The organism is Anoxybacteroides voinovskiense (assembly GCF_014196205.1).
In the GTDB taxonomy this organism is placed as follows: domain Bacteria; phylum Bacillota; class Bacilli; order Bacillales; family Anoxybacillaceae; genus Anoxybacteroides; species Anoxybacteroides voinovskiense.
In genome coordinates, this window is sequence record NZ_JACIDE010000009.1 from 43,377 (window position 1) to 67,814 (window position 24,438).

24 protein-coding genes and 1 other RNA gene are annotated in these 24,438 nt (G+C 43.6%); 5 read left to right on the forward strand and 20 right to left on the reverse strand.

Annotation, left to right across the window (positions count from 1 at the left end):
- Positions 1 to 21 precede the first annotated feature (21 nt).
- The 7 genes from adhP to GGR02_RS07995 form a co-directional block, all read right to left on the reverse strand.
- Positions 22 to 1,038 (reverse strand): alcohol dehydrogenase AdhP, encoded by a 1,017-nt coding sequence (gene adhP, locus GGR02_RS07965; protein WP_183184205.1) that lies wholly within the window; start codon positions 1,036 to 1,038, stop codon positions 22 to 24.
- A gap of 124 nt (positions 1,039 to 1,162) precedes the next feature.
- Positions 1,163 to 1,546: an STAS domain-containing protein gene (locus tag GGR02_RS07970; protein WP_183184206.1), complete on the reverse strand. Its 384-nt coding sequence runs from the start codon at positions 1,544 to 1,546 to the stop codon at positions 1,163 to 1,165.
- A gap of 4 nt (positions 1,547 to 1,550) precedes the next feature.
- A complete protein-coding gene (locus tag GGR02_RS17490) occupies positions 1,551 to 1,859 on the reverse strand; it encodes an ATP-binding protein (protein WP_311733895.1) in 309 nt (102 codons plus the stop codon).
- A 116-nt stretch (positions 1,860 to 1,975) separates the two neighbouring features.
- Positions 1,976 to 3,418: a SpoIIE family protein phosphatase gene (locus tag GGR02_RS07980; RefSeq protein WP_183184207.1), complete on the reverse strand. Its 1,443-nt coding sequence runs from the start codon at positions 3,416 to 3,418 to the stop codon at positions 1,976 to 1,978.
- Between the two features lie 101 nt (positions 3,419 to 3,519).
- Positions 3,520 to 4,638, reverse strand: a complete 1,119-nt coding sequence (locus GGR02_RS07985; RefSeq protein ID WP_183184208.1) for a GerAB/ArcD/ProY family transporter — start codon at positions 4,636 to 4,638, stop codon at positions 3,520 to 3,522.
- Between the two features lie 13 nt (positions 4,639 to 4,651).
- Positions 4,652 to 5,848 carry a Ger(x)C family spore germination protein gene (locus GGR02_RS07990; RefSeq protein WP_183184285.1) on the reverse strand — a complete coding sequence of 399 codons (1,197 nt, stop codon included), beginning with the start codon at positions 5,846 to 5,848 and terminating at the stop codon, positions 4,652 to 4,654.
- Complete coding sequence (locus GGR02_RS07995) at positions 5,844 to 7,436, reverse strand: spore germination protein (protein ID WP_183184209.1); 1,593 nt, start codon at positions 7,434 to 7,436, stop codon at positions 5,844 to 5,846. Before GGR02_RS07995 ends, GGR02_RS07990 begins: the two co-directional genes overlap by 5 nt.
- A gap of 125 nt (positions 7,437 to 7,561) precedes the next feature.
- Here GGR02_RS07995 and GGR02_RS08000 point away from each other — a divergent pair, with 125 nt between their 5' ends.
- Entirely contained in the window at positions 7,562 to 7,864 is a 303-nt protein-coding gene (locus GGR02_RS08000) for a hypothetical protein (RefSeq protein WP_183184210.1), read from the forward strand.
- On the opposite strand, the gene GGR02_RS08005 is transcribed toward GGR02_RS08000, so the two are convergent.
- The 5 genes from GGR02_RS08005 to GGR02_RS08025 form a co-directional block, all read right to left on the reverse strand.
- Positions 7,775 to 9,886, reverse strand: coding sequence for a heavy metal translocating P-type ATPase (locus tag GGR02_RS08005; RefSeq protein ID WP_183184211.1), 2,112 nt, complete (start codon positions 9,884 to 9,886; stop codon positions 7,775 to 7,777). The genes GGR02_RS08000 and GGR02_RS08005 overlap by 90 nt on opposite strands.
- Complete coding sequence (locus GGR02_RS08010) at positions 9,876 to 10,238, reverse strand: ArsR/SmtB family transcription factor (protein WP_183184212.1); 363 nt, start codon at positions 10,236 to 10,238, stop codon at positions 9,876 to 9,878. Before GGR02_RS08010 ends, GGR02_RS08005 begins: the two co-directional genes overlap by 11 nt.
- A gap of 157 nt (positions 10,239 to 10,395) precedes the next feature.
- The gene (locus GGR02_RS08015; protein ID WP_183184213.1) at positions 10,396 to 12,369 is read right to left on the reverse strand and encodes a DUF6449 domain-containing protein; all 1,974 of its coding nucleotides are present in this window, start codon (positions 12,367 to 12,369) and stop codon (positions 10,396 to 10,398) included.
- Positions 12,344 to 13,243, reverse strand: coding sequence for an ABC transporter ATP-binding protein (locus GGR02_RS08020; RefSeq protein ID WP_183184214.1), 900 nt, complete (start codon positions 13,241 to 13,243; stop codon positions 12,344 to 12,346). The genes GGR02_RS08015 and GGR02_RS08020 overlap by 26 nt, the downstream gene beginning before the upstream one ends.
- Positions 13,236 to 13,625 (reverse strand): GntR family transcriptional regulator, encoded by a 390-nt coding sequence (locus GGR02_RS08025; protein ID WP_183184215.1) that lies wholly within the window; start codon positions 13,623 to 13,625, stop codon positions 13,236 to 13,238. Before GGR02_RS08025 ends, GGR02_RS08020 begins: the two co-directional genes overlap by 8 nt.
- Positions 13,626 to 13,795: 170 nt before the next feature.
- On the opposite strand from GGR02_RS08025, the gene GGR02_RS08030 reads away from it, so the two are divergent.
- Complete coding sequence (locus GGR02_RS08030; RefSeq protein ID WP_183184216.1) at positions 13,796 to 15,058, forward strand: sensor histidine kinase; 1,263 nt, start codon at positions 13,796 to 13,798, stop codon at positions 15,056 to 15,058.
- A 7-nt stretch (positions 15,059 to 15,065) separates the two neighbouring features.
- Here GGR02_RS08030 and GGR02_RS08035 read toward each other — a convergent pair whose 3' ends face one another.
- On the reverse strand, positions 15,066 to 15,983 hold the full coding sequence (locus GGR02_RS08035; RefSeq protein WP_183184217.1) for a DMT family transporter: 918 nt from the start codon (positions 15,981 to 15,983) through the stop codon (positions 15,066 to 15,068).
- A gap of 13 nt (positions 15,984 to 15,996) precedes the next feature.
- The gene (locus tag GGR02_RS08040; RefSeq protein WP_183184218.1) at positions 15,997 to 16,875 is read right to left on the reverse strand and encodes a DMT family transporter; all 879 of its coding nucleotides are present in this window, start codon (positions 16,873 to 16,875) and stop codon (positions 15,997 to 15,999) included.
- A gap of 257 nt (positions 16,876 to 17,132) precedes the next feature.
- On the opposite strand from GGR02_RS08040, the gene GGR02_RS08045 reads away from it, so the two are divergent.
- The 3 genes from GGR02_RS08045 to GGR02_RS08055 are packed head-to-tail and all read left to right on the forward strand — an operon-like array spanning position 17,133 to position 20,826.
- Entirely contained in the window at positions 17,133 to 18,233 is a 1,101-nt protein-coding gene (locus GGR02_RS08045; RefSeq protein ID WP_183184219.1) for a GerAB/ArcD/ProY family transporter, read from the forward strand.
- Positions 18,223 to 19,686, forward strand: coding sequence for a spore germination protein (locus GGR02_RS08050; RefSeq protein WP_183184220.1), 1,464 nt, complete (start codon positions 18,223 to 18,225; stop codon positions 19,684 to 19,686). The genes GGR02_RS08045 and GGR02_RS08050 overlap by 11 nt, the downstream gene beginning before the upstream one ends.
- A gap of 6 nt (positions 19,687 to 19,692) precedes the next feature.
- On the forward strand, positions 19,693 to 20,826 hold the full coding sequence (locus GGR02_RS08055; RefSeq protein WP_183184221.1) for a Ger(x)C family spore germination protein: 1,134 nt from the start codon (positions 19,693 to 19,695) through the stop codon (positions 20,824 to 20,826).
- A 30-nt stretch (positions 20,827 to 20,856) separates the two neighbouring features.
- Here GGR02_RS08055 and GGR02_RS08060 read toward each other — a convergent pair whose 3' ends face one another.
- From GGR02_RS08060 to ssrS, 6 genes are all read right to left on the reverse strand, one after another.
- A complete protein-coding gene (locus GGR02_RS08060) occupies positions 20,857 to 21,060 on the reverse strand; it encodes a DUF6501 family protein (RefSeq protein ID WP_183184222.1) in 204 nt (67 codons plus the stop codon).
- Positions 21,061 to 21,112: 52 nt separating this feature from the next.
- Positions 21,113 to 21,280, reverse strand: a complete 168-nt coding sequence (locus GGR02_RS08065; RefSeq protein WP_373286620.1) for a DUF2639 domain-containing protein — start codon at positions 21,278 to 21,280, stop codon at positions 21,113 to 21,115.
- Between the two features lie 79 nt (positions 21,281 to 21,359).
- Positions 21,360 to 23,012 carry a DHA2 family efflux MFS transporter permease subunit gene (locus GGR02_RS08070; protein ID WP_183184223.1) on the reverse strand — a complete coding sequence of 551 codons (1,653 nt, stop codon included), beginning with the start codon at positions 23,010 to 23,012 and terminating at the stop codon, positions 21,360 to 21,362.
- Positions 23,013 to 23,021: 9 nt separating this feature from the next.
- Positions 23,022 to 23,654, reverse strand: coding sequence for an HlyD family secretion protein (locus GGR02_RS08075; protein WP_183184287.1), 633 nt, complete (start codon positions 23,652 to 23,654; stop codon positions 23,022 to 23,024).
- A 10-nt stretch (positions 23,655 to 23,664) separates the two neighbouring features.
- Complete coding sequence (locus tag GGR02_RS08080; RefSeq protein ID WP_183184224.1) at positions 23,665 to 24,105, reverse strand: MarR family winged helix-turn-helix transcriptional regulator; 441 nt, start codon at positions 24,103 to 24,105, stop codon at positions 23,665 to 23,667.
- Between the two features lie 117 nt (positions 24,106 to 24,222).
- Positions 24,223 to 24,412, reverse strand: a non-coding RNA gene (gene ssrS / locus GGR02_RS08085) — 6S RNA.
- Positions 24,413 to 24,438 lie beyond the last annotated feature (26 nt).

A 24,438-nucleotide genomic window follows, 5' to 3' on the forward strand; every position in this document is an offset into this window, starting at 1 on the left:
CCGAGACATCCTAGTTCGCTATTATTCTTCTAATGTTAACACGACACGACCGTTAATTTGTCCTTTTAACATCCGATCGAACACGTCGTTAATTTTTTCAAGCGGTTGCACTTCAACGATTGTTTTTACTTTTCCTTCTGCGGCAAATTGAAGCGCTTCTTGCAAATCTTTTCTCGTTCCGACAATGGAACCGATGACTTTCACGCCGTTTAATACGGTATCGAAAATTGGAATTGGCATTTCTTCTGGTGGCAACCCGACAAGCACGCACGCACCGCCGCGACGAAGCGCTTTATACGCGGATTCAAACGCTGGTTTCGATACGGCTGTTACGACCGTCGCATGGACTCCGCCGACTTTTTCTTTCATAAACTGCGCAGCGTCTTCTTTTTGTGGATTCACGACCAGGTCAGCCCCAAGTTCTTTGGCTAAGTCAAGTTTCTCATCGCCAAGGTCAACGGCAACAACATTAAGCCCCATTGCTTTCGCGTATTGCACCGCTACATGACCTAATCCACCGATGCCGTAAATAGCCACCCACTCACCTGGTTTCGCGCCGGTTACTTTAAGCGCTTTATATGTTGTAACACCTGCGCAAAAAATCGGTGCAGCTTCTTCAAATGACAAGTTATCCGGAATTTTTACGACATAATCGGCAGCCGCCCGGCAATATTCTGCATATCCGCCGTCTACCGAATATCCTGCATTCAATTGATTTTCACACAATGTTTCTTGTCCGCTTAAACAATAGTCACAATGACCACACGCGGAATAAAGCCAAGGAATACCGACGCGGTCTCCTACTTTTAAGTGAGTGACGCCCGGTCCTACTTCCTCTATCACCCCAACGCCTTCATGACCCGGAATAAGCGGAAGTTTCGGTTTTACTGGCCAGTCACCATGCGCTGCATGCAAATCCGTATGGCATACGCCGCATGCTTTAATGCGCACGAGCACTTCGCCATAGGAAACAGATGGTTTTTCTACTTCTTTTACTTCTAGTGGTGCTTTAAATTCATGAACAACTGCTGCTTTCATCGTTTTCCCTCCCATTATTTCCAAGAAACATCTTGCTCACTTTTTATCATAGTCGCTTTCCTAAAAAGGAAGAAGAGGGAAATAGTTCTTTTCAAAAAACTGTCAAAAACATATGACAAAATCGTTAACGATTTACCGCTTGCATGGATTGGTTTGTTAGCCAATGAATGGCATCCCGCTCTGTTTGGGAGAATACGAACAAACGGTCGAGCTTGGCGATGGTAAACAGCCGTCGAATCGCTTCGTTTTCTAAAAAAACAAAAAGAAAAGTTTTTTGTTTATCCGTTTCTTGCTTAAGCAAATGAATAAACACCGAAAGCCCTGTACTGTCAATAAACGTTAGCTCGCTCACATCAAACAAATACACATCTTTCGTTGCGTGCTTAAATATTTCCATCAGCGCTTGTTTGGCAGTTTGTTGCGTACTATAGACTAATTTCCCTTTCAACGAAATTTTTTCATAACGAGCAGTGGAGGTTGCTTCAATCCGAATCATTGGCATCTTCATCATTTCATCTCCCCATTTTCATCCCGAGTGCGTATGTGCCGTTGGCTAACGGCTCCACCCATAGAGCGTCCATCAATTCTCTCATCAACAGAAGTCCTCGTCCCGATTCTTCTAGCAGTACATCTTCTAACCGTTTCGTTTGTCGACTCTCGATGAGTTGTTTTGAAAGACCATTCGCCGCATCCGAAACAAAAACAGTCACATCGTCTTTTGTAATACGCACCGAAAGGGTAAGAGCAGCATTGTGTTTATTGCATTGCGTTCGAACTGCTTCGATCGAGTTAATGATTGCTTCATGAACGGATAAACGAATGCTTGCCTGTCACGGACAGCGAAAAATGAGGCGAGAGAATCAATGACTAGATCGCAAAACTCGATCGTTTCTACATTTGCTGGGCAGTGAAGCACCATCTCGTACATTCCTTGCACCTACCATTCTTGAATTGTAATGGAAAGTAAGCAAATATCATCTGCAGGATGAGGCTGACGCACATGGTGATCGACGAGTAGCCGCAAAAACTGCTGATCGGATAGATGGTGATAGTTTTTTAGAAATCGTCGGATTTTTGTAAGGCTCGTTAAAATGGACGAATCGATTGCTTCTAAAATGCCATCGGTGTACAAAAACAACCTCGTTCGTTTGTCGTAATGAACCACCCCTTTTTCAAACGGAGCAGAAAATGGGCTGCCAATTGCAAGACCGCCTTTATCTAGTTCCGTTATTTCTCCGTCGTTTGTCAGCATCAGCCCAAACGGGTGACCAGCGTTAATGTATTCAATTTTTCTCTGCTTCGTATCAATGACTAAATAAATCATGGAAAACAAATAATGGATCTCTAGTTCTTTTTCTGGGAACAAATTTTGCAAATGTTTTTCTAGTTCCAACGCAACGGAAACCGGGTCTACTACCCGAAGGATTAACCCTCTTAATAACGAGCGTAACGACATGCTGATTAAGGAAGAAGAAAGGCCGTGGCCCATGACATCAATAATCATCATCCCAAAACGATGGTCGTCAATTTGGTAACACGCATAAAGGTCGCCTGACAGTTCTTCCGATGGAATGTAAATGGCGTCCATCGTAATTGTGTCATGTTGAAGGAGAGGAGTGAGTACACTTTGTTGAATTTTTTTCGCTAGTTCTACTTGTTTTCCGTGTTCAATCTCCTTTTGCCTCATTTTCGTGATATCGTTAATCGTTACGATATATCCTTGGATATGTTCGTTGTAAGCGATTGCAAGCGCCGAGCAAGCGAGATAAAGCACCTCCCCGTTTTTTCGCCTCGCCGTACATTCAAACGTTAGCGGTTCTCCTTGTGCTGTTTGTTCAAACATGCTTTGCATATAACTCGGATGGCATTGCAAGAAAGAAAAGAGCGGCTGATCGATAATGTCTTCTTTTTTCCATCCGAAAAGTTGTTCCGCCGCTTCGTTCCAATAGCGGACGTTCATCGTACGGCTGAGCTCAACTATTGCAATTGGCGATGCTTTATATATCGCTTCGACGACATATTCTGCTTCTGGAACATCCGCAAGCTGCCAAACGTATAGTTTGGTGCGAACTTCTTCGCACCATACTACATCGACAGTCACCTGTTTTCGACGGGAAACGGTTGGCGAATGAAGACAAACTTCCCCTTGCCATCGAGCGTGCGTTTGCAAATGCGTCCATATCGCTTCATCGTCTACGGCAAACGAATGCGAAAACAACGTTCGCAGCGACCGTCCGATGACTTGCTCTTTTGCATAGCCAGTGACCGACAATATACGTTCACTAATCGCAATAATCGTTCCTTTGTCGGTCGTAATGACAACCCCTTCCTGCGCATACACATTCTCCAGCTTCTCCACCACATTCAACTCTACGTCCACGTTTGTTCAACCCTTTTACTAGTATTTAGATAACAAATGCTCATCATGAAAAACGAAATATTCCTCCTTTTCAGAATACTCTTCATTTATTTCGTCCTCTCCTACTTTTTTTCCTGCTTCCTAAACAAGAAAGATGAACGATGACGAATGATTGCGAACAAAAGCAGCAACAGTGGAATACCAACTTGTAGCGGGATATGCATATAGAGCGTCACGATATTTAATCCTTCTTTAATATGTTCAGAAAAATTGCTGGCAATTGCAATGGACAATAACAACACAGAAATGCCTAACGGATATACAAGCCGTTGGTGCTGTGGCATACGAAATAAGTCCGCAGCACCAATGACTCCAGCGTAAAAAAAGAGGCTAATCTTAAAAAAGCCACCGACAACCAATGCAATCATAAACAATACATCTAACCGCTCTAAAAAATTGGCTACACGAATTTCTCGAATTGTATTTAACAACGGAAAAGTCGAACGAGCAACCGTGTCTGCCCCTAATACAGCGATATTGATTGCCATAATAAATGCTAAATTTAACCCGCTCAACAATATGGCAAGCCAGCCAACCATTTTTGCTTTTTCATGCTTTTGAATATACGGCAACAACATCGTAAAAACGACCGTTTCTCCAAACGGAACGTACAACGTTTGGGTAAATACGATACGAAACACTCGTTTCCATCCTTCTTCTAATACCGGTTGTAACCGATGGATATCGATCAACCCAGCGGCCACTACTAGCGCAATACCAGAAAATGCTGTAAAGTAAAGTGAAAAGAAAAATAATTCGCCAGTTCGCGCCAGCACTTCTATTCCTTTATAGGCAGCGTACATGACGGTTAACATCATCACAGCATTTAAAACAAAAAGCGGCGTTTCTGGATAGGCGAATGTTAGCAATAACTCACCGAAATCACGCAATACACGGGCAGCGATATATAAAAAATAAAGAATGTATACAAGCGCAATTATTTTCCCGAAAAATGGACCAACAATTTGCTGGCTATATGCTGTTAATGGAAGTGATGGATAATAAGTGAACAGACGATAATAAATAAAAAACAGCCCTCCCCCAAGCACCATGCCGCACAAAATCGCCAACCATACATCTTGTTTCGCATCAATCCCAAGCGGAATGACCATGGCGCTGCCGTGTTCAAATAAAATAGCAAGCATCAATAATTGTCGCGCACTAATTCGCGCTTGCTCCATATCGTTCACCGCCTTATGGAAAATATGGATTACTCCTCAATCCTGTACGTCGAATAAATGTATCTACTGTCACATGGACAGAAATGTTTGGGAAATATTGTTCATTCCACGTCTGTTTCATCTTCTTCCATTTTTCCGGATATGATCTGTGCACCACTTCCCCCAACCCAAAAATATCGCTTTTTTCTCGTTGAGCTTGTTGAATCGCTTTTTGTATTTCTTTTTTTATTTCTTTTCGTAGTTTTGTTTCAAGGTTAGTAATGTTGGCTGGATTAGTGAAATCAATAGGAACGAGCACTTCCCCGACGTCTCCTTCTGTTTCTACATGAATCGTAAGAACCGGCTTCCCTTTTTTCATTTTCGCCGCTATTTCTGTTTTCGCTCGCATTACTTTATAGGAAACGGATTCTTCTTTTCCCTCCCAATCGACAGTAATCGCTGTCTGTTTTATTTTATTAAGAATCCATAATACTCCACGCGCCTCTTCTCCGCTAATCCATCTTACAAGTTTTCCATTTTTAAACATCGCTAATTCTGAGGCACGAAGCCGTGCAGGTGGTCGAACGAATTGAACGTTTTCTTGTTGCTGTCCTTTCTTTAGATTCCTATCTAACCGAAAACTACTCATGACTATTTCTTTTCCGGCGAGCGAGAAATCCTCGATGATTTCGCCTGCATGAACATTCAAATTTTCTCCCCATACTGTTTCTGTCATCTCTAATGTTTTAATCATTTGATTGGCAGGGATTTTATCAATCGGGGTCAACACGGATAGCAACTGTTCCGCTGTTTGTTTGCGAGCAATAACGACGCTTGCAGTTGTTCTAAATTGCGGATTTCGCTCAATTGCATCAAAAATTTCTTTGATTCCTTCGCGCGCCAATTGTTCGCCAATGACAACAAGGTTTGTGTGAGCGTAATATGTAATCCGGGAAACTTTTTTTGATACCTTCCGGCTCGCCTCGACTAACGTATCTCCCGTTGATGTATATAAAGTGACAGGAACTCCACTTCCCCCTCCCCCTCTTTGCGTTGCGCCAGCTACGTTTCCTGGATTTACAACTTGAAGCGTTATAACATATTTCCCATCTTTTTTATCTACTCCAACCGCAATAACAAACGCTAAATCGGTTAATTCTTTTTTACTCCAACACCCAGAAAGAACTATCGCATGAGTAATTATTACAATAAGAAAAAGGAGTTTCTTAATGGTGATCCCCTTCTTTCTTTGATGAATGTGGTGGTTTTGGTTGCTCTCCCCTTTGCCGTACACGATTCGTTTGGCTAATAAGACGTGGGCGATCGATTAAGGCCCATAATGGGAATCGTACGAGTGTATCGCGAACATTGCTCGGAATAAGTGGGGCAAGCGGTGACATATACGGCACACCAAACGACCGAAGGCTACATAAATGGAGCGTCATCCACACCAGTCCGATTAAAATCCCATAAAATCCCAATAACGCTGCTAATACCATTAATAAAAATCGGATTAAACGTGCTGAAATAGCAATCGCAAACGACGGTGTCGCAAAACTAGCAATTGCCGTAATGGAGACGACAATGACCATCGCCGATGAAACAAACCCTGCCTCTACCGCTGCTTGACCGATAACAAGTGCCCCAACAATGGATACTGCCTGACCGACCGTACGCGGAAGGCGCACCCCAGCTTCGCGCAACACTTCAAACGTGATTTCCATCATGAGTGCTTCTATAAAAGCTGGGAACGGGACAGATTCTCGTTGGGCAGCAATAGCGATAACAAGCTGTGTCGGAATCATTTCTTGATGGAATGTCGTTGCTGCAATGTAAACCGATGGTGCGATGAGCGAAATAAAAAAAATTAACACACGCAAAAAACGCAATGCAGTCGCAATATCAAAACGAGCGTAATAGTCTTCTACGGCTTGGAAAAACTGAATAAATACCGTCGGAACAATTAAAACAAAAGGGGTTCCTTCCATAAAAATAGCGATGCGTCCTTCTAACAAATTGGCTGCAACACTATCGGGACGTTCCGTATGATAAATGGTCGGAAACGTAGTAAATGGTTGATCCTCAATGAGTTGTTCAATATAACCCGACTCAAGAATTCCATCGATACGAATGCGCTTCAGACGATTTCGTACTTCCTCAACTATTTTATCGTTTGCGATTCCTTTTATATACATGATGGATATGTTCGTTTTCGTTACTTCGCCGATTACCAATGCTTCTACCCACACATGTGGGTTTTGGATGCGACGTCGAACCATGGAAATATTCGTTGCCATTGATTCTGTAAATCCTTCCCGTGGTCCGCGAATCGTAAGTTGGGTGCTTGGCTCTTCAATCGCTCGATATTCCCCGCCTTTGACATCTATACTTATTGCTTCCGGCACGCCGTCAATGAATAAAATGGCACTCCCAGACATTAATAATAGAAACAGTTCATCCCAACGCCTTACTTGCTTAAGAGTATTTGCTGCAAGTTTCTGTTCGATATAGTGAGCGATTTCATCACAGCAAGTGGATGGAAGCGTTAATTGCATCATCGATTCGAATAGTAGCTGCTGAACCGCTTTCTCATCAACTATTCCACTCACAAAACAAAGTGCCGCAGGGAAGGATGGTTCTTTTCCGATCCAAAAGCGCCGAATAACGACATCCGCGCTATCGCCGGTCGTATGTTGAATCATACCGATATTTTTGTCTAGTTCGCTAGCAATTGTCCCAGAAATCCCTTCGGTTGCTTGTCCGCTCTGTTCGTTTGTTTTGCCGTTCTCTTGTTTTTGCCGTGTTCGCGGAAACCACATATTACCGCCCCCATTCTCTATTACTAATGGTTATCATAAACAGTTGAGGCGTTCATTATGCAAATAAGGATAAAATGCGAGAAAAGCGGAAAGATAAAATAAACACGACGTGGGAGGAAAAAACAATGAAACTTATAGCCATTTCATTTTTTATTTCTGTTTTGCTTGCTTGTATTGCCATTGGCATGAATTTGTTATTAGGAATGAATTTAGAGAGAGCGGTTATCGATATTGTGAATCCGTTTAAAGTGATGTCTCCAATGGAAATGGTTATGTTCTTTCTCATCATTGGATTGTGGGGATTGGAAATGTTCGTTGCTAAAAAAAACTCCTTGCGATTACCGCAAGGAGGAAACTCGCAACAGCCGCAGCGAGTTGAACAACACGATGAGCGTTGCGCCCATGTCGGCGAAAATGGCCATCCATAACGTGAGCCAACCAGGAACGATGAGAATAAGGGCGAGTAGTTTTAAGAGAAAGGCAAACGTGATATTTTGTTGAATGATTCGCACCGTTTGGCGGCTTAAACGAATGACGAATGGGAGCTGCTCTAAGTCGTCAGCCATGAGCACGACATCTGCCGTTTCTAAAGCGGCGTCGGTACCGTTTTTCCCCATTGCAATACCTACGTCTGCAGCTGCTAAGGCGGGCGCGTCGTTGACCCCATCTCCTACCATCGCAATATGCCCGTATTGTTGCTTTCTCTCTTTAATAATGCGAAGCTTCTCTTCCGGAAGCAACTGTGCCAATACGTCGGTCATCCCTGCTTTTTTCCCGATGGCGTTTGCCGTCGCTTCGTTGTCACCCGTCACCATCATTGTGCGAATGCCGACCATGTGTAACTTGTTTACAACAGTGGCTGCTTCGCTACGCATTTCATCAGAAATCGCAATCACGCCAAAAATCTGTTTGTCATCTCCAACGACGACGACCGTTTTTCCTGCTTGCTGCAACGTATGGATGACGTCGGTAATTTCTTCCGGCATTTCTTTGCTAGCAAACAACAAAGGGCTGCCTGCGTAATACGTCGTTCCGTTAACGACCGCTGTGACCCCTTTTCCCGTCAATGAACGAAAATCGGACACGTGGAAATCAGCAAGCGGCAAGCAGTGCTCCGTTGCTTTATGCACAATCGCTTTCGCCAACGGGTGCTGGGAATATTGTTCGATGCTTGCTAAAAGGTGCAGCACTTCTTTCTCACTCCAGCCGGAAAATGCGTGTATATCAGTCACTGCTGGGGTTCCTTTTGTCAACGTTCCTGTTTTATCAAATGCGATTGCTCGAAGCCGACCTAATGTCTCTAAATAAACGCCCCCCTTAATTAACACCCCTTGCCGAGCCGCTCGACCAATGGCAGTGACGATTGCCACCGGCGTACTAATGACAAGGGCGCACGGACAACCGACGACTAATACGGCCAACCCGCGATAAATCCAAAGTTTCCAATCTTCCGAAAACAAAATAGGCGGCACGATCGCAACAAACATAGCAATCGCCATAATTGCTGGGGTATAATAGCGGGCAAACCGGTCAACAAACTGCTGTGCCGGAGCTTTTTCCGCTTGTGCTTCTTCGACAAGATGAATGATTTTAGCAATCGTCGAATCGGCGACTTGTTTTGTCACACGCACTTCTAGCGCTCCTTCTTCGTTGAGCGTCCCTGCATATACCTCATCGCCAGTCGCTTTATGCACCGGCATCGACTCCCCTGTAATTGCCGCTTCATTCACCGACGAAGCACCGCTCACAACAATGCCGTCTGCTGCGATTTTTTGCCCTGGCTTCACAACAATGACATCATCGATTTGTAACTCTTCCACACCCACTTCTTCGATACGGGTTCCTCGCTTCACAAGCGCCGTTTTTGGAGCGAGGTCCATCACTTGTTGGATCGAACGACGCGCTCGTTCCATTGAATATCGTTCTAATGCTTCACTAACCGCAAATAAAAAGACAACGACCGCTCCTTCTTTCCACTCTCCGATAAGCGCTGCGCCAATAATCGCAATCGTCATGAGCGTCTTCATATCAAACTGAAGGCGACCTAAATTTGCTAGCCCTGAGCGAAATAAATCATACCCGCCAATGACAATCGCTACGGCGAACATTCCAATGACTAGTCCGTGCTGCTCGCCTTTCATAAACGAAAGAAGAGAGCCAATCATAAGAAAAATGGCAGAAATGGTCGCAAGCACATTCGCCCGCTTTCTCCAAAAAGGAACGGGCGGTACTTCTTTTTGCTCATGTTCTGGAATGACATGAATCCCATCAAACGCCCCTGCTTTTTCTAATTGGTCAATGGTCGCTTTGCCAACGACCGTTAATTTCGCCGCCCCAAAGTTGACATACGCTTCTTCGACCGTATCGATTGCCCTTACGTTTTTTTCAAATGTTGCAGCACAATTTGCACAAGAAAGCCCTTGAAGCCGATATACTTGTTTATTGTCCATCGCTTTTCAACTCCTTTGCATGGACGAGCGCAATCGATACAAGCTGATGCACATGCTCGTCTTGTAGCGAGTAAAATACAAGCTTTCCTTCTTTTCGATGTTTCGCTAGCCCCATATCGCGAAGAAAGCGTAAATGATGGGAAGCAGTCGCCACTGTCGAACCAATAATATTAGCGACATCGCACACACACAGCTCTTCTTCTAACGTCAATGCATAAATAATCTTTAGCCGTGTACCGTCCGCAAGCGCTTTAAACAGCTGTTGCACTCCTTGCAACTCTTCCATTTGCGCTTTTATCGCGCGCACCTTCTCTTCATCGACACAAACGACTTCACACATATCTTTTGTCATCGTCACACCTTCCATATTCAAATATCAGTTTGAATATAGTATATGAAAACATCTTTCAACGTGTCAATACATTCAAATAAATATTTGAATAAAAAACTTAACCGCTATCGGACTACGCTTCGTTTATACGAAAAAAAGTGCCCCTTGATGGGACACGTTATGGTAATTGCTTGCGAATAAGCGATGGAAGCGTTTCTTCGTCCATTACATGCCACTCTGGTTCAGAATGGGCGGTACGGTAAAAGGCGATAATATAGCGCGATTTCGTTTCGTAAGAAGAAGCTTTTTGCAAGCACTCGTCTAGTTGCCGTTTATCCGTAATGCGCAACACGTCAGTTCTTGTTTCTAGCTCTTTGACAAACTTCGGGTTTTCTACTAAGTCATAAAGCGGGGTGCGCGCATCGTTTTTCACGACGATAGCGTACGCAACATCGTCCGCGGTAACTCGTGCTTTCGAAAGTAACCCGTGTTGCTTCAGCCACGCATCGATTCGTGCATATGATTTTTTCCACGAAAGCTGCATTTGGCCGCCATCGCTTTGCAACAGTTCTATCGTTCCCCATTCATCGATTGGAGAAATCATCTCGGTAAACGGCTCTTCTTTTAGTTCTGTTTTTAATACGGCAAGAAACGACTCGATTTGTTTTGGGTCAGCGATTTGAACCGTTTTTGTCTCCGTTCGAAGCGTGATTTGACGAATCGGAGAAACGTTGTCTTGCAATAACAAGTAGTAGTTGTGTTTATATTCCCGTGATTCCATAATCGCTTCGTAAAAAGGTTTGTATTCGTCGATTGGAATCGAGTACGTTCTCACCATTTTTTCTCCGTTTTTTAATACGTAGCCGATGACGACGGAACGGATGTTTTCCCCAAACGCAAACGGCGTCGGGCGGTCTTCAATTAATTGGCGATGGAATGCGTACACGTTTTTAATATTTTGCGTCGTTTGTAAAAATTGATCGGATTGAACGTACGAAATATAGTTTTCCTCTGCTTGCCGTTCAAACTGATACACCGATTCGCCAAAATAGACGCGCTTAATGTCAGATAATGCCGGCTGGCGTTTTTCGTAGCCGGTGATGTCAAAACGAGTGAAACTGCCGACGACCATTATTGCTACGATAAAGATGGCATATTCTTTCCAACGATGAAAAATGCGCCACGTTTTTTCGATAATAGCTGATGCAATAAAAAACCCAACAAGAGAAAACGCTACATAACCAAACAAAATCCAGCCGATGCTCCGTTGCGTTTCGCCAAAGTACAAACCGCCAACGAGCATAAAACAAAACGTCACGCCGAAGGAAAAGACCGGTTGAAGTACTGGAAACGCAATCGCTTGGCCCGCTGCTTCGCTATGGCGCCGTTTGTATAGCCAAATAGATAGCACACAACATACCACAACTGCCAACGCATAACGTACCATTTCAAACGCAGCCAACGGTTTATCGACCAATTCGACAAACCGGACAAACGGTACGATGCGCTCTAGATTCGCGCTTAAATAATAATCCGCCGAAAAGCCCGACAACATATACCGCATATTCATAAGTATCAGTACGGAAATGCCAGCAGGAAATAAAAACAAAATGTAGGCAAACACCCCTTGCAAGACCGATATGCCAGTCAGCATCCCGACTAACACGCTTGCGCTAAAGACAAATAGCTCCATTAAGAGCATCTCTCCCGTCCACCAAACGAGATCTCCAGCAGAGATGTGCATATTTTCTATCGGTAACTGGCACAACAACGCTGCTACTAGCATTGTTACGATAACAGGAATAACAAGCAGAAGAACGCCAAATAGCATTTGTTGCCAAAACAACGTTTCGCGCCGAAGTGGCAAGCTATGCATGTAATCCACCGACCGTTTTGTCTGGAGATAACGAAAGACAAAAATGGCTAAAAGTACCGGAACGGTAAAGGCAATCATCCCTTGAAAGGCGTTTGAAAGTTCAAACACGTTGCGGATCACAGGTGAATAGCCATTTTTTTGATTCGTATAAATCATCAGCATCCTTAGCGGAATAGCAGCGAACAATAGCAGAAGATGAACGATGCCAATCCAGCCGACGTTTCGGACATTTTGCATCACTAATGAACGATTATACGAGAATATTTTCGATCGCATAGCCGACCCCTCCCATCTCATACACAAAAATTTCTTCCAATGTGAGCGGCAGTACGTCAAAAATAACCGGCTCAAATTGGTGAATATACGCTTCTACTTTCTCTTTTTGCCCGCGAACGATGCAAAGAAGCACGCTGCCTCGCTGTTCTTTATAGACGGCGTCTAACCCTGTAAGAAACGAAGAAGGAATGCCACCGCGAAACGCCACTTGAATTTTATGTACGTCCGTTTTTAATTCATCCATTTCTTTTTCTAGAACGATTTCCCCTTGGTGCAAAATGCCGATATGGTCGCACAAGTCTTCAACTTCGCGTAAGTTGTGCGAAGAAATGATAACGGTCATCTGTCGTTCAGCGACCTCTTGCACAAGTAAGTTTTTCACCTTTTGCCTCATGACTGCATCTAATCCGTCAAGCGGCTCATCGAGAATCATCACTTCAGGCTTTACGGAAAAAGCTAGCCAAAACGCCGCTTGCCGCTGCATCCCTTTAGACATGCGGTGAATTTTTTTATCGAGCGCAAGCGGAAACGCTTCTTGTAAGCGAGTAAACCTCTCCTCGCTCCACGACGGATAAAGGTCGCGATAAAATTGCGCCATTTGCCGAATCGTCGCTTGCGGGAAAAAGTAAAGTGCATCCGGTAAAAATAGTAGTTTTTGTTTCACGTTCGTATTTTCAAAAACCGGTTCTCCCCCGATAAAAATGTCGCCGCGGTCTTGTTTGTAAATGCCAGCAAGCATTTTTAACAGCGTCGTTTTGCCAGCACCATTGGAGCCAAGCAAGCCATAAATCGAGCCTCGCGCGACATGCAAACTTACTTCTTTCACTGCTTCTATATCCGCAAATTCTTTTCGAACGCTACGAACATCAATCATTCGTTTTCGCTCCTTTCACTAATTGCTCCGCTGTTTCGACAAGCGACAACAGCTCTTCTTTTCCTATTCCGAGATAAAGCGCTTCACATAGTAATTTGAGCATCTGCTGTTTGATCGTGGCTGCTTTTTCTTGACTCACAGACGGGGATTGCGGCGCGACAAAACTTCCTTTTCCCGGAATGGAATAAATGTAGCCTTGATGCTCGAGTTCACGGTACGCTTTTTGGATCGTATTCGGATTGATTGTTACCTCTTTTGCCAATTGCCGTACCGATGGAAGTTGCTCGTGCGGCTTCCATACTTCATGAATGATAAGTTCTTTCATTTTCTCGACGAGTTGCTCATAAATTGGCTGTCGGCTGCGAATATCGAGGTCTAACATTCCCCCGCCTCCTTTCCAAATGATGTATACTAACTGTATTAGTTATTATAGTACACATCATACAAAAAAACAACCCTTTTCTCCTATGATGAAGTGAAAAAAGCTATTTTCAACCCACTTAGTTTTCGTATAATTGTATTGTCGAATGTTTGCCAATTAGGAGAACGTGTATGGGAACTTATATTAACCAAAATTTATTAAACAACTTGTTTTATATTTTAACGAGCATGTTTGTGTATTATTTTATTTATGACCACCGAAAATGGTGGAAAACAAACTCGCGGCACCAACAATGGTTTTTAATTGTTTGCACCGCGATTCCGATGCTATTATGCATGAAATTTCCGATTTATATCGCGGATAATTGCGTGCATGATTTACGGCAAATTCCGTTTTTAATCGGAACGTTATACGGTGGGTGGACGGTTGGCAGTGCGTTACTCATTCTTTTGTTAGCGGTTCGTTTTTTGTTTTATGGCTTCCAACCAATTACGGTCGCTGTGTATATCACAATGCTTATCATCGCTGCTTTTGCATCCCCGTTTTTCCGCCGGATGAATCGCACAAATAAATTGGTTACATCGGTATGGCTGACGTTTTTTCTTGCTGTGCTTGTCACTATCATCGCCGTTGTCTTTTTCGACTTCCAAGTGATTGATTCGTATATTGTTGATTTTATTTTCATTCCACCCTTTGCGATGTTATTTGTTGTCTATATTATCGAAACGTTAAAAGACGCAATCATCATGCGGTCAAAGCTCGTGAAAGTAGAAAAAATGGAGATTGTCAGTCAACTCGCCGCGAGCATTTCTCATGAGGTGCGCAATCCGCTAACGGTCGTGAAAGGATTTCTTCAATTAATGAAATCGCAAACTATACCAAAAGAAACACAAGAGCGATACATGCACATTGCCCTTGAAGAAATCGACCGTGCAGAAACGATTATTAGCGACTATTTAACGTTCGCCAAACCGACGCCGAAAAAAGAAGAACCACTCCTCGTAGAGCAAGAGTTGGAGCGAGTGACCCATTTATTGCAGCCGTTCGCCCGAATGAATGGAGTACATCTCGTCGAAAAGTGCCAACCGTGTTCCATTATCGGCAATGCCGAATATTTTCGGCAATGTTTTTTAAACTTATTGAAAAATAGTATTGAGGCAACGCCTCGAGGCGGAACGGTCACTATTTCTTGTTCCTGCAAAGGAGAAGAAGTGGTAGTAACGATTGCAGATACCGGCATTGGGATGACCGTCGATCAAATTAGCCGGTTTGGAGAGCCGTATTTCAGTACGAAAGAAAAAGGGACAGGGCTTGGAGCGATGGTCGCTGTCAAGCTGATTGAAACGATGAACGGGACATGGAAAATTGACAGCGAAATCAAAAAAGGAACGACAATAACAATTACATTTCCGTCCGCAAAAACAAGGGGGTAGCAAGTCGCTACACCCCTTCTATATTGCGGTACATTCGTTTTTTCGATGGCTGTGAAAGAAGAAAGACCGTCCATAGAATGCACGCTGCCCCGATCGCCTGAAATACGCCAAACGAAACATGCAAAAACGCAATCGAGGCAAGGACAGCAGATAGCGGCTCAACGCTCGATAATAAGCTCGATTCGGTCGGCGACAAATGGCGGATGCTTTCAACAAACAATAAAAACGCAATTAACGTCCCGAAAAGCACGACGAACGTGATTAATAGCCACGTATCGACCCCGAATACAATATTCGTCGGGACAAGCGATGGAACGAGCCAACACATCGCCGTGCCGCCAATAACCATCCCCCAACCAACGACAAGCGTCGTCTGCCACGTTTTTAATAGCTTCGCAGAAGCAAGGGTATAAAACGCTAACGCGACACCAGACAACACGCCCCAAACGACCGACACGAGCGAAACGGTGAACTGATTCGTTGTGCCGTTCGTCATTAATAAAAACGTGCCTGCAAGCGCTAGAAAAACCGCAAAACTAATTTTTATCGTCGGCTTTTGTTTTTCTTTCACTAATGAATATAAAACGAGATACACCGGTGCTAAATATTGTAGTAGCGTCGCCGTCGCTGCATTCCCGGTCGCGATCGACGCAAAGTACGTATATTGCACGCCAAGCATGCCAACTAACCCAAACAAAATAAGCTGCCAACGGCTTTTTCGCTCTTTCCAAATAGCAAATGGTTCAATCCCTTTCCAAGCGCTTAATACGACGAGCACAAAACCAGCCAATACCATTCTTACTGCTACGAGCCACTCCGCAGTGACGTGCTTTTCTTGAAACAATATTTGCGCAGCTGTCCCTGACAGCCCCCAAAGCGCTGCGCCGGTTACGACCATCGCTAATCCTTTCGCGCGACTTGACATTTTCCCCCTCCTCTTACGATTGCTTTGTTTCAAGGACGGCAATGACAACCCCTGCAACGATGAACGTCCCGCCGAGCCAAAACGGAATATTTAATTGTTCATGCAAAAACAGCCAGCCAAACACTGAGCCGACAAGCGGCTGGAAAAAGAAAAAGAGCGAACCGATGCCAGCATCCATCATTTCCATTCCTTTATTCCAAAGGAAAAACGCGCCCGCGGTCGACACGATGCCCAGGTAGAGAACCCCAAGCACTACTGGCAGCGAAAATGGGAACGGCATCGCTCCCCATAACTCCCACATCATCATCGGTGTTGTGCCAATAAGTGCAACGAAAATCGCATACGTCGTAATGACTAATACCGACAGCCGGGCAGACGCGATTTTTACGAGCACTGATAAAAGCGCCCACGTTAGCGCCGCACCGACTAATAATACGTTCCCTACAAAAGAAGTCGCCTCCCCGCCACCTAATCCGACGACGACAACGACCCCTGCCGTTGCTAATAGCAGCGCAAACAACTTTCGCCACGTAATAATTTCGTGCAACATCCAGCGGGCAAATAGCACAATGAATGCTGGTGTCGCCGATGTGATGAGCGAAGCGGTATGGGCATCCGACCATTTCGTACCGACGAATTGCAAAGAAATCGAAAGGACGTAACCAATCATCCCAATCCAAATAATAAGCTTCCAATCTTTCTTTTCTTTCGGCACAGAAACGCGCTGCACACGTAATATCATCCATAATACAAAAAAGGCAACCGCATACCGTAGCCAAACAAGCGTAAATGGTGGAACGTAATCGAGCACATATTTACTAATGACATACATCCCACCCCAAATGCTAGCAGCGAGCGATAAATACAACGAACCGAAAAATGTTTGTTTCATCTTTTTTCCCTCCGTCTTTTTTCTTTTTCTTTCCTAGACGGAGCGAGCGCTTGCTCCGCCTTAGAAGCAAGCAGCTGGTTGGTCGTTTTCAAACAACATTTTCCATTCTCCTCTCTCTTCATTTCTTCTTATTGTAACAAACTAGGAAGGAAGATGCATGTATTTTTTTACTATTCTAATAATTAACAATAGGTATAGAATGGATTTTCTTGGGGATATTAATTCTAACATTCGCAAAGAAAGGTGTACATGGCTGCATGAGTGATCGATTAAATACACTACAGCTATTGTTTATGTTTATGCTTGCCATCGGTTTCACGAGCCACGTCGTTGCCATTCCGGTATTACTTGAAACGGCTCACCGTGATGCATGGCTTTCAGAAGTACTTGCGCTTTTATTTGTTCCTGTTTTCTTAATCGTTCCTTATTTTTTTATGAAACAGTCAAAGCAAGCGCCACTTTTTCTCTGGTTGAAAACCGAATTCGGTTCGTCAATCGCCTATTTTTTTAGCATATTAAGCAGCGGCTATTTATTGGTGACAAGCTGCATTACGATGAAAGATACAGTAACGTTTACAACGACGTCATATTTAACGACAACTCCAAACATCGTGATTTTACTTATGCTTGTGCTGTTATGTTTTTGGGACGCGTATTGTGGCATTCATTCGATTGCGAAAACCTCGTTTGTCATTTTACCCGTTGTTCTTTGTTTAGGTGTTTTCGTCGCGCTAGCGACCATCCCACAAAAAGACTATTCATTGTTGCGCCCATTTTTAGAGGATGGATGGCGCCCTGTGTTTCAAGGGATATTACCTTCCCTTTTAGGAGGAACAGAACTCGTTCTTTTGCTTTTTATGCAACAATACGTGCGCCCAAACATTTCTTTTCGTTCATTTTTGCTTATTGGCGTGCTATGCGCTAGCTTAGCAATTGGGCCGACGATTGGCGCCATTATCGAATTCGGTCCAGAAGAAGCAACAAAATTGCGCTACCCTGCTTTTGAGCAATGGCGGCTTGTGACGTTAGGAACGTTTATTGAGCATCTTGACTTTTTGTCAATTTACCAATGGCTGTCTGGAGCGTTTATTCGCATTTCTTTAGCGACTACTCTTATTCTTGAATTATTTCACGTCCGCAGTCAAAAAGGAAGAGCGTGGATGCTTGTTGCTATATACCTAGGAATAGTTGCTTTTTCCTTAGCACCAATGAGCGATACGCGCTTTTTTCAATGGCTATCGCTATATACATCACGAGGGGCGCTGTATTTATTCGCTTTATCGCTCCTTCTTAGTTTACTTGCTCTTCTTTCAAAGCTGAGAAAAAAACGACTGGAGGAAAAAGAAAATGGAATGTAATTTAGCGGTTTCTGAACAAATGCTTCGTCACCATTTTCGCTATTGCCCAGATGTAGCAGTCCTTCGAACCACAATTCGTTCTGAACGAGACGACTGTCCATTTTCTGTCATCTTTGTTTATTGCGAAGGATTATGTGACATTCAACAATTCCATAGTGTCATTTTGCCTGTTTTTTATGAAATGGGGAAAAATGCTTTTTTTCATTCTGTTGACGCCATTGAAACGTATCGAACATTTCCAATGCGGCTTCTTGGTAAACATGTATCTGCCGATATGCTTAATTTTGCTGTTTTTAATGGCGACGTTTTAGTTTATTTTGAAGCCGCTGATGTTCTATACACTTTTCCGCTCCAAAACCAACCAAACCGCGACCCGGAAGAGCCAAATACCGAAGTATCCGTTCGTGGTTCAAAAGATGGGTTTATTGAGGAAATTGAAAAAAATATGGCGCTTGTGCGCAAACGGATTAAATCGCATTTATTAGTGGCAAAGCCGTTCGTTATCGGTGAACGAACTCAAACAAAAGTTCGCTTATTATATATAGCGGATATTATAAACGAAGAACTCGTTCAAAAAGTGACAAGGCGGTTGCTCGATTTAAAAATCGACGGCTTGACAGGCTCTACTCAATTAGAAGAGTTAATTACCGAAGCAAAGCTGTCGATTTTTCCGCTTTTTACGTATACAGGAAGACCCGATCACGTCGCAAACGCTTTATTAAACGGTCGGTTTGCTCTTTTGGTTGACGGGTCGCCAACTGCGATTATTGGCCCTGCGAATTTAACGTTTGTGTTAAATACGGCAGAAGATAACAACACTTCGTTTTTATTTGTCATGTTTCAACGATTTATTCGGTTTGCTGGGCTCGTTTCGTCGATTGCGTTTCCTGGATTTTGGGTGGCGCTAAAAACATACCATCAAGACCAAATGCCGTTTACGCTGTTAGCAACGGTCATTTTATCGCGGCAAGGTGTTCCGTTGCCGACCCCGTTAGAAATGTTTCTTATTTTGATTTTATTTGAAGTTTTTAAAGAAGCTGGGATGCGTTTACCGATGGCAATTGGGCAGACGCTGTCCGTCGTTGGAGGACTGATTGTCGGCCAAGCAGCGATTAACGCTGGGTTAGCTGCGCCTGGAACGGTTGTCATGGCAGCGATTTCGCTCGTTGCGACGTATACGCTCGTCAATCAAGCATTATCTGGTGCGGTTACGATGATTCGTTTTTTTATCGTCGCAATGGCTTCATTTTTAGGAATGTTCGGGTTTATTGTCGCGCTATTTGTCATTTTACTGTACCTTTCTAATTTAAGTACGTTTGGCATCCCATACCTTACCCCGCTTGCCCCATTGGAAAAGCGAGATATATGGAAAGTGTTTATTCCGAGCGGGTGGAAAAAGTTTAAAAAGCGACCGTCGATGTTAAAAACAGACGATGAGCTGTTGAAGGAGTGAGACGCCATGAAAATAAAGATACTTCTTCCACTTTTACTATCGTTCATGTTATCAGGATGTTGGGGCGCGAAAAACGTCGATCAACTCACGTACGTTCATGCCATCGGCATTGATTATAAAAATAACAAGTTTACCGTATATGTACAAGTTATCAACTTCCAAAATTTAGCAAAAATCGAATCTGGGGGTGGGAAAGAAGAATCGTCGGTAGCCATTGAACAAGCAACGGGCGAAACGTTTAACATCGCCACCGATAAACTATATGCCGCGATGCAACAACGCGTTTCTTGGGGACATGTCCAAAGTATTATTTTTAGTAAAAACGCATTGCGTCCAGACGTTTTCCAAGACGTATTCGATGTACTGGGAAGATATAATGAAATTCGCCATACAATTTGGATATACGCAACCGATTCGTCATTAAAGCAGCTATTGCAAAATATCCCTGTTCTTAACGGCTCTCCTTACTACTCGCGGCTGTCGAATCCATGGGATGTATATCGACAAAGCTCCTTTATTCGACCGCTCCGTCTTAATCGATTTATTGCCTATGCGAATGAAAAAGCGGAAACAGTTCACATTCCGCTCATGAACAGCTCAAAAAAAGATTGGGAAGAAAATCGCAAAGCAAAACCAATGTTGAAGACAGAAGGCGCATGTTTTTTAGAAGGATATAAGCTAAAGTTATGTGAACAAAGTGATAAACTATCTGGGTTACGCTGGGTTGAGCCCGGGGTGAAACGAACGCCAATTTATGTTCGAGATAGGAAGAAAACAGTCGCTTCGATTGTTTTTTTGCGCCCGTCGGCAAAGATTACGTACAAACTAAAAAATGGACGTCCTATTTTCCAAATAAAAGTAAAAGCGAAAGGAAGCGTAATCGAAGTGCGTCGACCATTTACCGAAAAAGAGTTAGTTCGCCTCGGAAAAAAATCGATCGAAAAAGAAATTCGGTCTTTGTTTGAACTAGGATTAACCGACCAGCTAGATACTCTTAATCTGTCGGAAATACTTTATCGGAAAGATCCGAAAGTATGGAAAAAAATAGCGAAAAATGGACGAATCCCATTAACGAAAGACATGCTCGACAAAATCCAAATCGACCTTTCTATCGATACTTCTGGAAAGCTGAAGCTATAAAAAACGGCTCTTTCGCGAAAGAGCCGTTTTTTATGCTTCTTTAAAATATTCTTTATAAAACCCGCCGATTTTTCCGGTATTATCCACAATAAAGTAAAATTCTTCTGTTTCGTTTTTCACGTCATATGTTTTTCCTGGTGTCAATACGCGATTCACGACGTATTTTTCCGCATTCGTATGGACGCATGTCACTTTTTTGATCGTTGGGCGGTTTAGCCATGTATGATGAATCATCTCCCTACTCCTTTCGTCATCCGTTGCTTCTTCTATTGTAGCGTTCTTTTCGTTATTGGGCAATACGTCCTTTTTTCACATATTTTTCGTATAGTCCATACAAAATCACCGCTTTATACGTTTCGAGCTTTTTTCGCTCGACAGGATGGCGGTAAATTCCATTCTTTTTTAATTGCTCTACTAGCCAACCTTTTGAACCAACAGGAGTCATTGCAATCATCCCCTTTTTTTCGTCCTTGTCCTATCCATATGAAAAAAATAGGATGCATATGAAAAAAAGCCGACTGGCATTTCGCCAATCAGCTTTCTTGAACAGATTCTTTCTTTTTCCCTTTTAAGAAAAAGGATAAAATGAGCGCTAACAACGCTAGTGCGGTTGCCACAATAAACGCATCGTTAATGCCTTCTACCGCCGAGCGTTGCTGCACTAGTCCATACAGTAATTGAGTAACCGCTTCATCGCTCGGAATGAGCCGCTTCAATTGCGACACAACTTCTACCGCCATTGGGTTATCGCTCGTCAATTCGTTGCGGTAATTTTCCGCATGAAACTTTGCCCGGTTAGACATCACGGTAACGAGAAACGCTGTTCCTAATGAAGAAGCGACTTGACGCAACGTATTAGCGGTCGCCGTTCCGTGGCTATACAAATGGCGCGGCAACACATTTAATCCTGCCGTCATAATCGTCATCGATAACATCGACATACCGAGCATCCGGAAAATATAAAGCCATAAAATATGCCGATATGGTGTATCTAGCGTTAATTGGCTGAATTCCCATGTCGTCACAACGGTAATGATAAGCCCGACAATAGCGAGCGCCCGCACGCCAATCCGGTCGAAAATCATCCCTGAAATCGGCGACATAATAGCCATCACAATCGCTCCAGGCAACAGGAGCAATCCAGAATCAAGCGGAGTAAAGCCGCGGATGTTTTGTAAATACACAGGCAACAGAACCATCGCGGCAAATAACGCCATATTTAACACACAACCAATAATGGTCGTAAGTGTAAATACACTGTATTTAAAAACACGCAAATTTAAAATCGGATGTTCGGCAGTAAAACAACGCCAAGTAAACAAAATAAGGAAAAAGACACCAATAACAATGGAAATCGCTACTTCCGTACTCCCCCACCCGTTGCTTCCCGCTTCACTAAATCCATACAACACGCCGCCAAAGCCAAGGGTAGAATAGACAGCACCGCGGACATCGAATGTCGGGTTGGTCGTTTTTGGCGTATTTTTTAACCAAAGAAAGGCTAAGACAATATCGATAATCGCAATCGGCAAAACGATATCAAACAGAAGACGCCACGAATAATGTTCCACTAGCCACCCAGACAACGTCGGACCAATCGCTGGAGCAAACATCATCGCAATTCCTACCGTCCCCATCGCTACGCCTCGTTTTTCTGGCGGGAAAATCGTTAACATAACAACCATCATGAGCTGCATAATAATTCCTGCGCCAACTGCTTGAATTAACCGACCGGTTAAAATGACCGCAAACGATGGGGCGAACGAACAAATGAGCGCCCCGACGGCAAAAAACGTCATACCCGAAAGAAATAGTTTTTTCGTTGGAAATTTCGCGATTAAAAACGGACTGACGGGAATCAATACCCCGTTTACGAGCATATATCCCGTTACGAGCCATTGAATAGTAGATGTTTCTACGTTAAAGTCGCCCATCATATGCGGGAGTGCTACGTTAATTAATGTTTGGTTTAAAATCGCAACAAACGCCCCAAGCATAATTGTCGCTACGACTTTCGCCCGGCTCGCTCCTAACGCCATTTCCCCCACAGCTTGGGGAGTCATTTCTTTTTCCGCTACTTGTTCCTCTTCTTGCACGTCTTTTTGTTTTTTCTTTCTTAACATATAATTAAACAGCCCTAGCACAAGAAGGGAAAAGAAGATGTACCCCGTGAAAAACGTTGACATCATGATCACCTACTTATGAATGCGAACGGTGACGTTCATTCCTGGTACAAGTCCCGCTCCGTTATAGTTATCAATAGAAATGGTAATCGGAATGACTTGTGTCACTTTTGTATAGTTTCCTGTCGTGTTCGAGCTTGGCAATAAGCTAAACGTATTGGCAGTAGCGAATCCTAGCTTCTCCACTTTTCCTGTAAATTTTCGGTCTGGATAAGCGTCGACGTAAATATCGACATCTTGCCCTGTTTTAATATCTTCGATTTTTGTCTCTTCGATATTTGCAGTGACCCATAAATGCGATAAATCATATCCACGCGCTAGCGGAACGGTTGGCGCAACAAGCGAGTTGGCGACTGCGCTTTGCTGAACGATTGTCATATGATGTGGAACGGTAATCGGAAACGTATTTTTCCCGTCTGACACTGCGCCAATTTGGTCGCCGCTATCAAATGTTTTCCCGATATCGCCAGACCAGCTAACTAATTTTCCTGCCATTGGAGGCACGATGGAAATTGCTTGCCCGTCAATCCGTGCGTTGTCTGTCTTAATGTAATTCGTTGTTTCATTGACGTAGTAATAAGCCGCAAATCCCCCTGCTACTAATAAAAGCAACACAATAATATTTAACGTAATTAAACGTTTCATACTCACTGGTTTATTCCTCCCCTAATAAAATCGTTCTTACTTTTTGTTGTAGCGCTAGTAATGTTTCGATCTCCTCTTTTGCGAGCGTTGTCTCTACTTTTTGCAATCGCTGAAGAAGGAGCGATTCGTCATTGAACGCTTCTTGTAGTTTTTCTTTCCCTTTTTCTGAAAGATGGAGCGTGACCGCGCGCCGGTCTTCTTTGGATGGTTTGCGTATGACCAATTCTGCACTGACAAGACGTTCAATCGTCCCGCTAATCGTGCTATTGCTCATGTTCAGTTTTTCTGCTAAATCGTTTAAACGAATGTTGTCCTTTTTCGATAGCGTATAAAGAATGATTAGCTGTAGCTCTGTAATCCCTACTCTTGTAGCGTCTTCGCGAATTAATGTGTATAACGCTTTACGAATTCGGAACACAGAGTACATCATTTCTCTCCCGAATGTTTCCATCTTCTCCCCTCCCTTCCAACTGAAATAATTCGAATACGAACTATTCGCGTACGAATCATGATTATACTATGTTTGTAGGAAAAAAGCAAACGAACCGACCTTTTTTCGATCGGTTCGTTTGACGCCGCGAGTTGCCGTTGGTTGAATGCAGTTTCTCAACCACACTCCACTACGTGGGTGTTCGCAGAAACGTTCTTGTCGTCCCTGTTTCCGCATTGTAGGGCATGACATTCCCGTTTCGATGTAGAACTCCCTCTTTTCAGCCATCGGTTGAAACTTCATTCGTTCACGTACACCGCAGCGGTGATTATTATCATACATAATCTTTTTCGT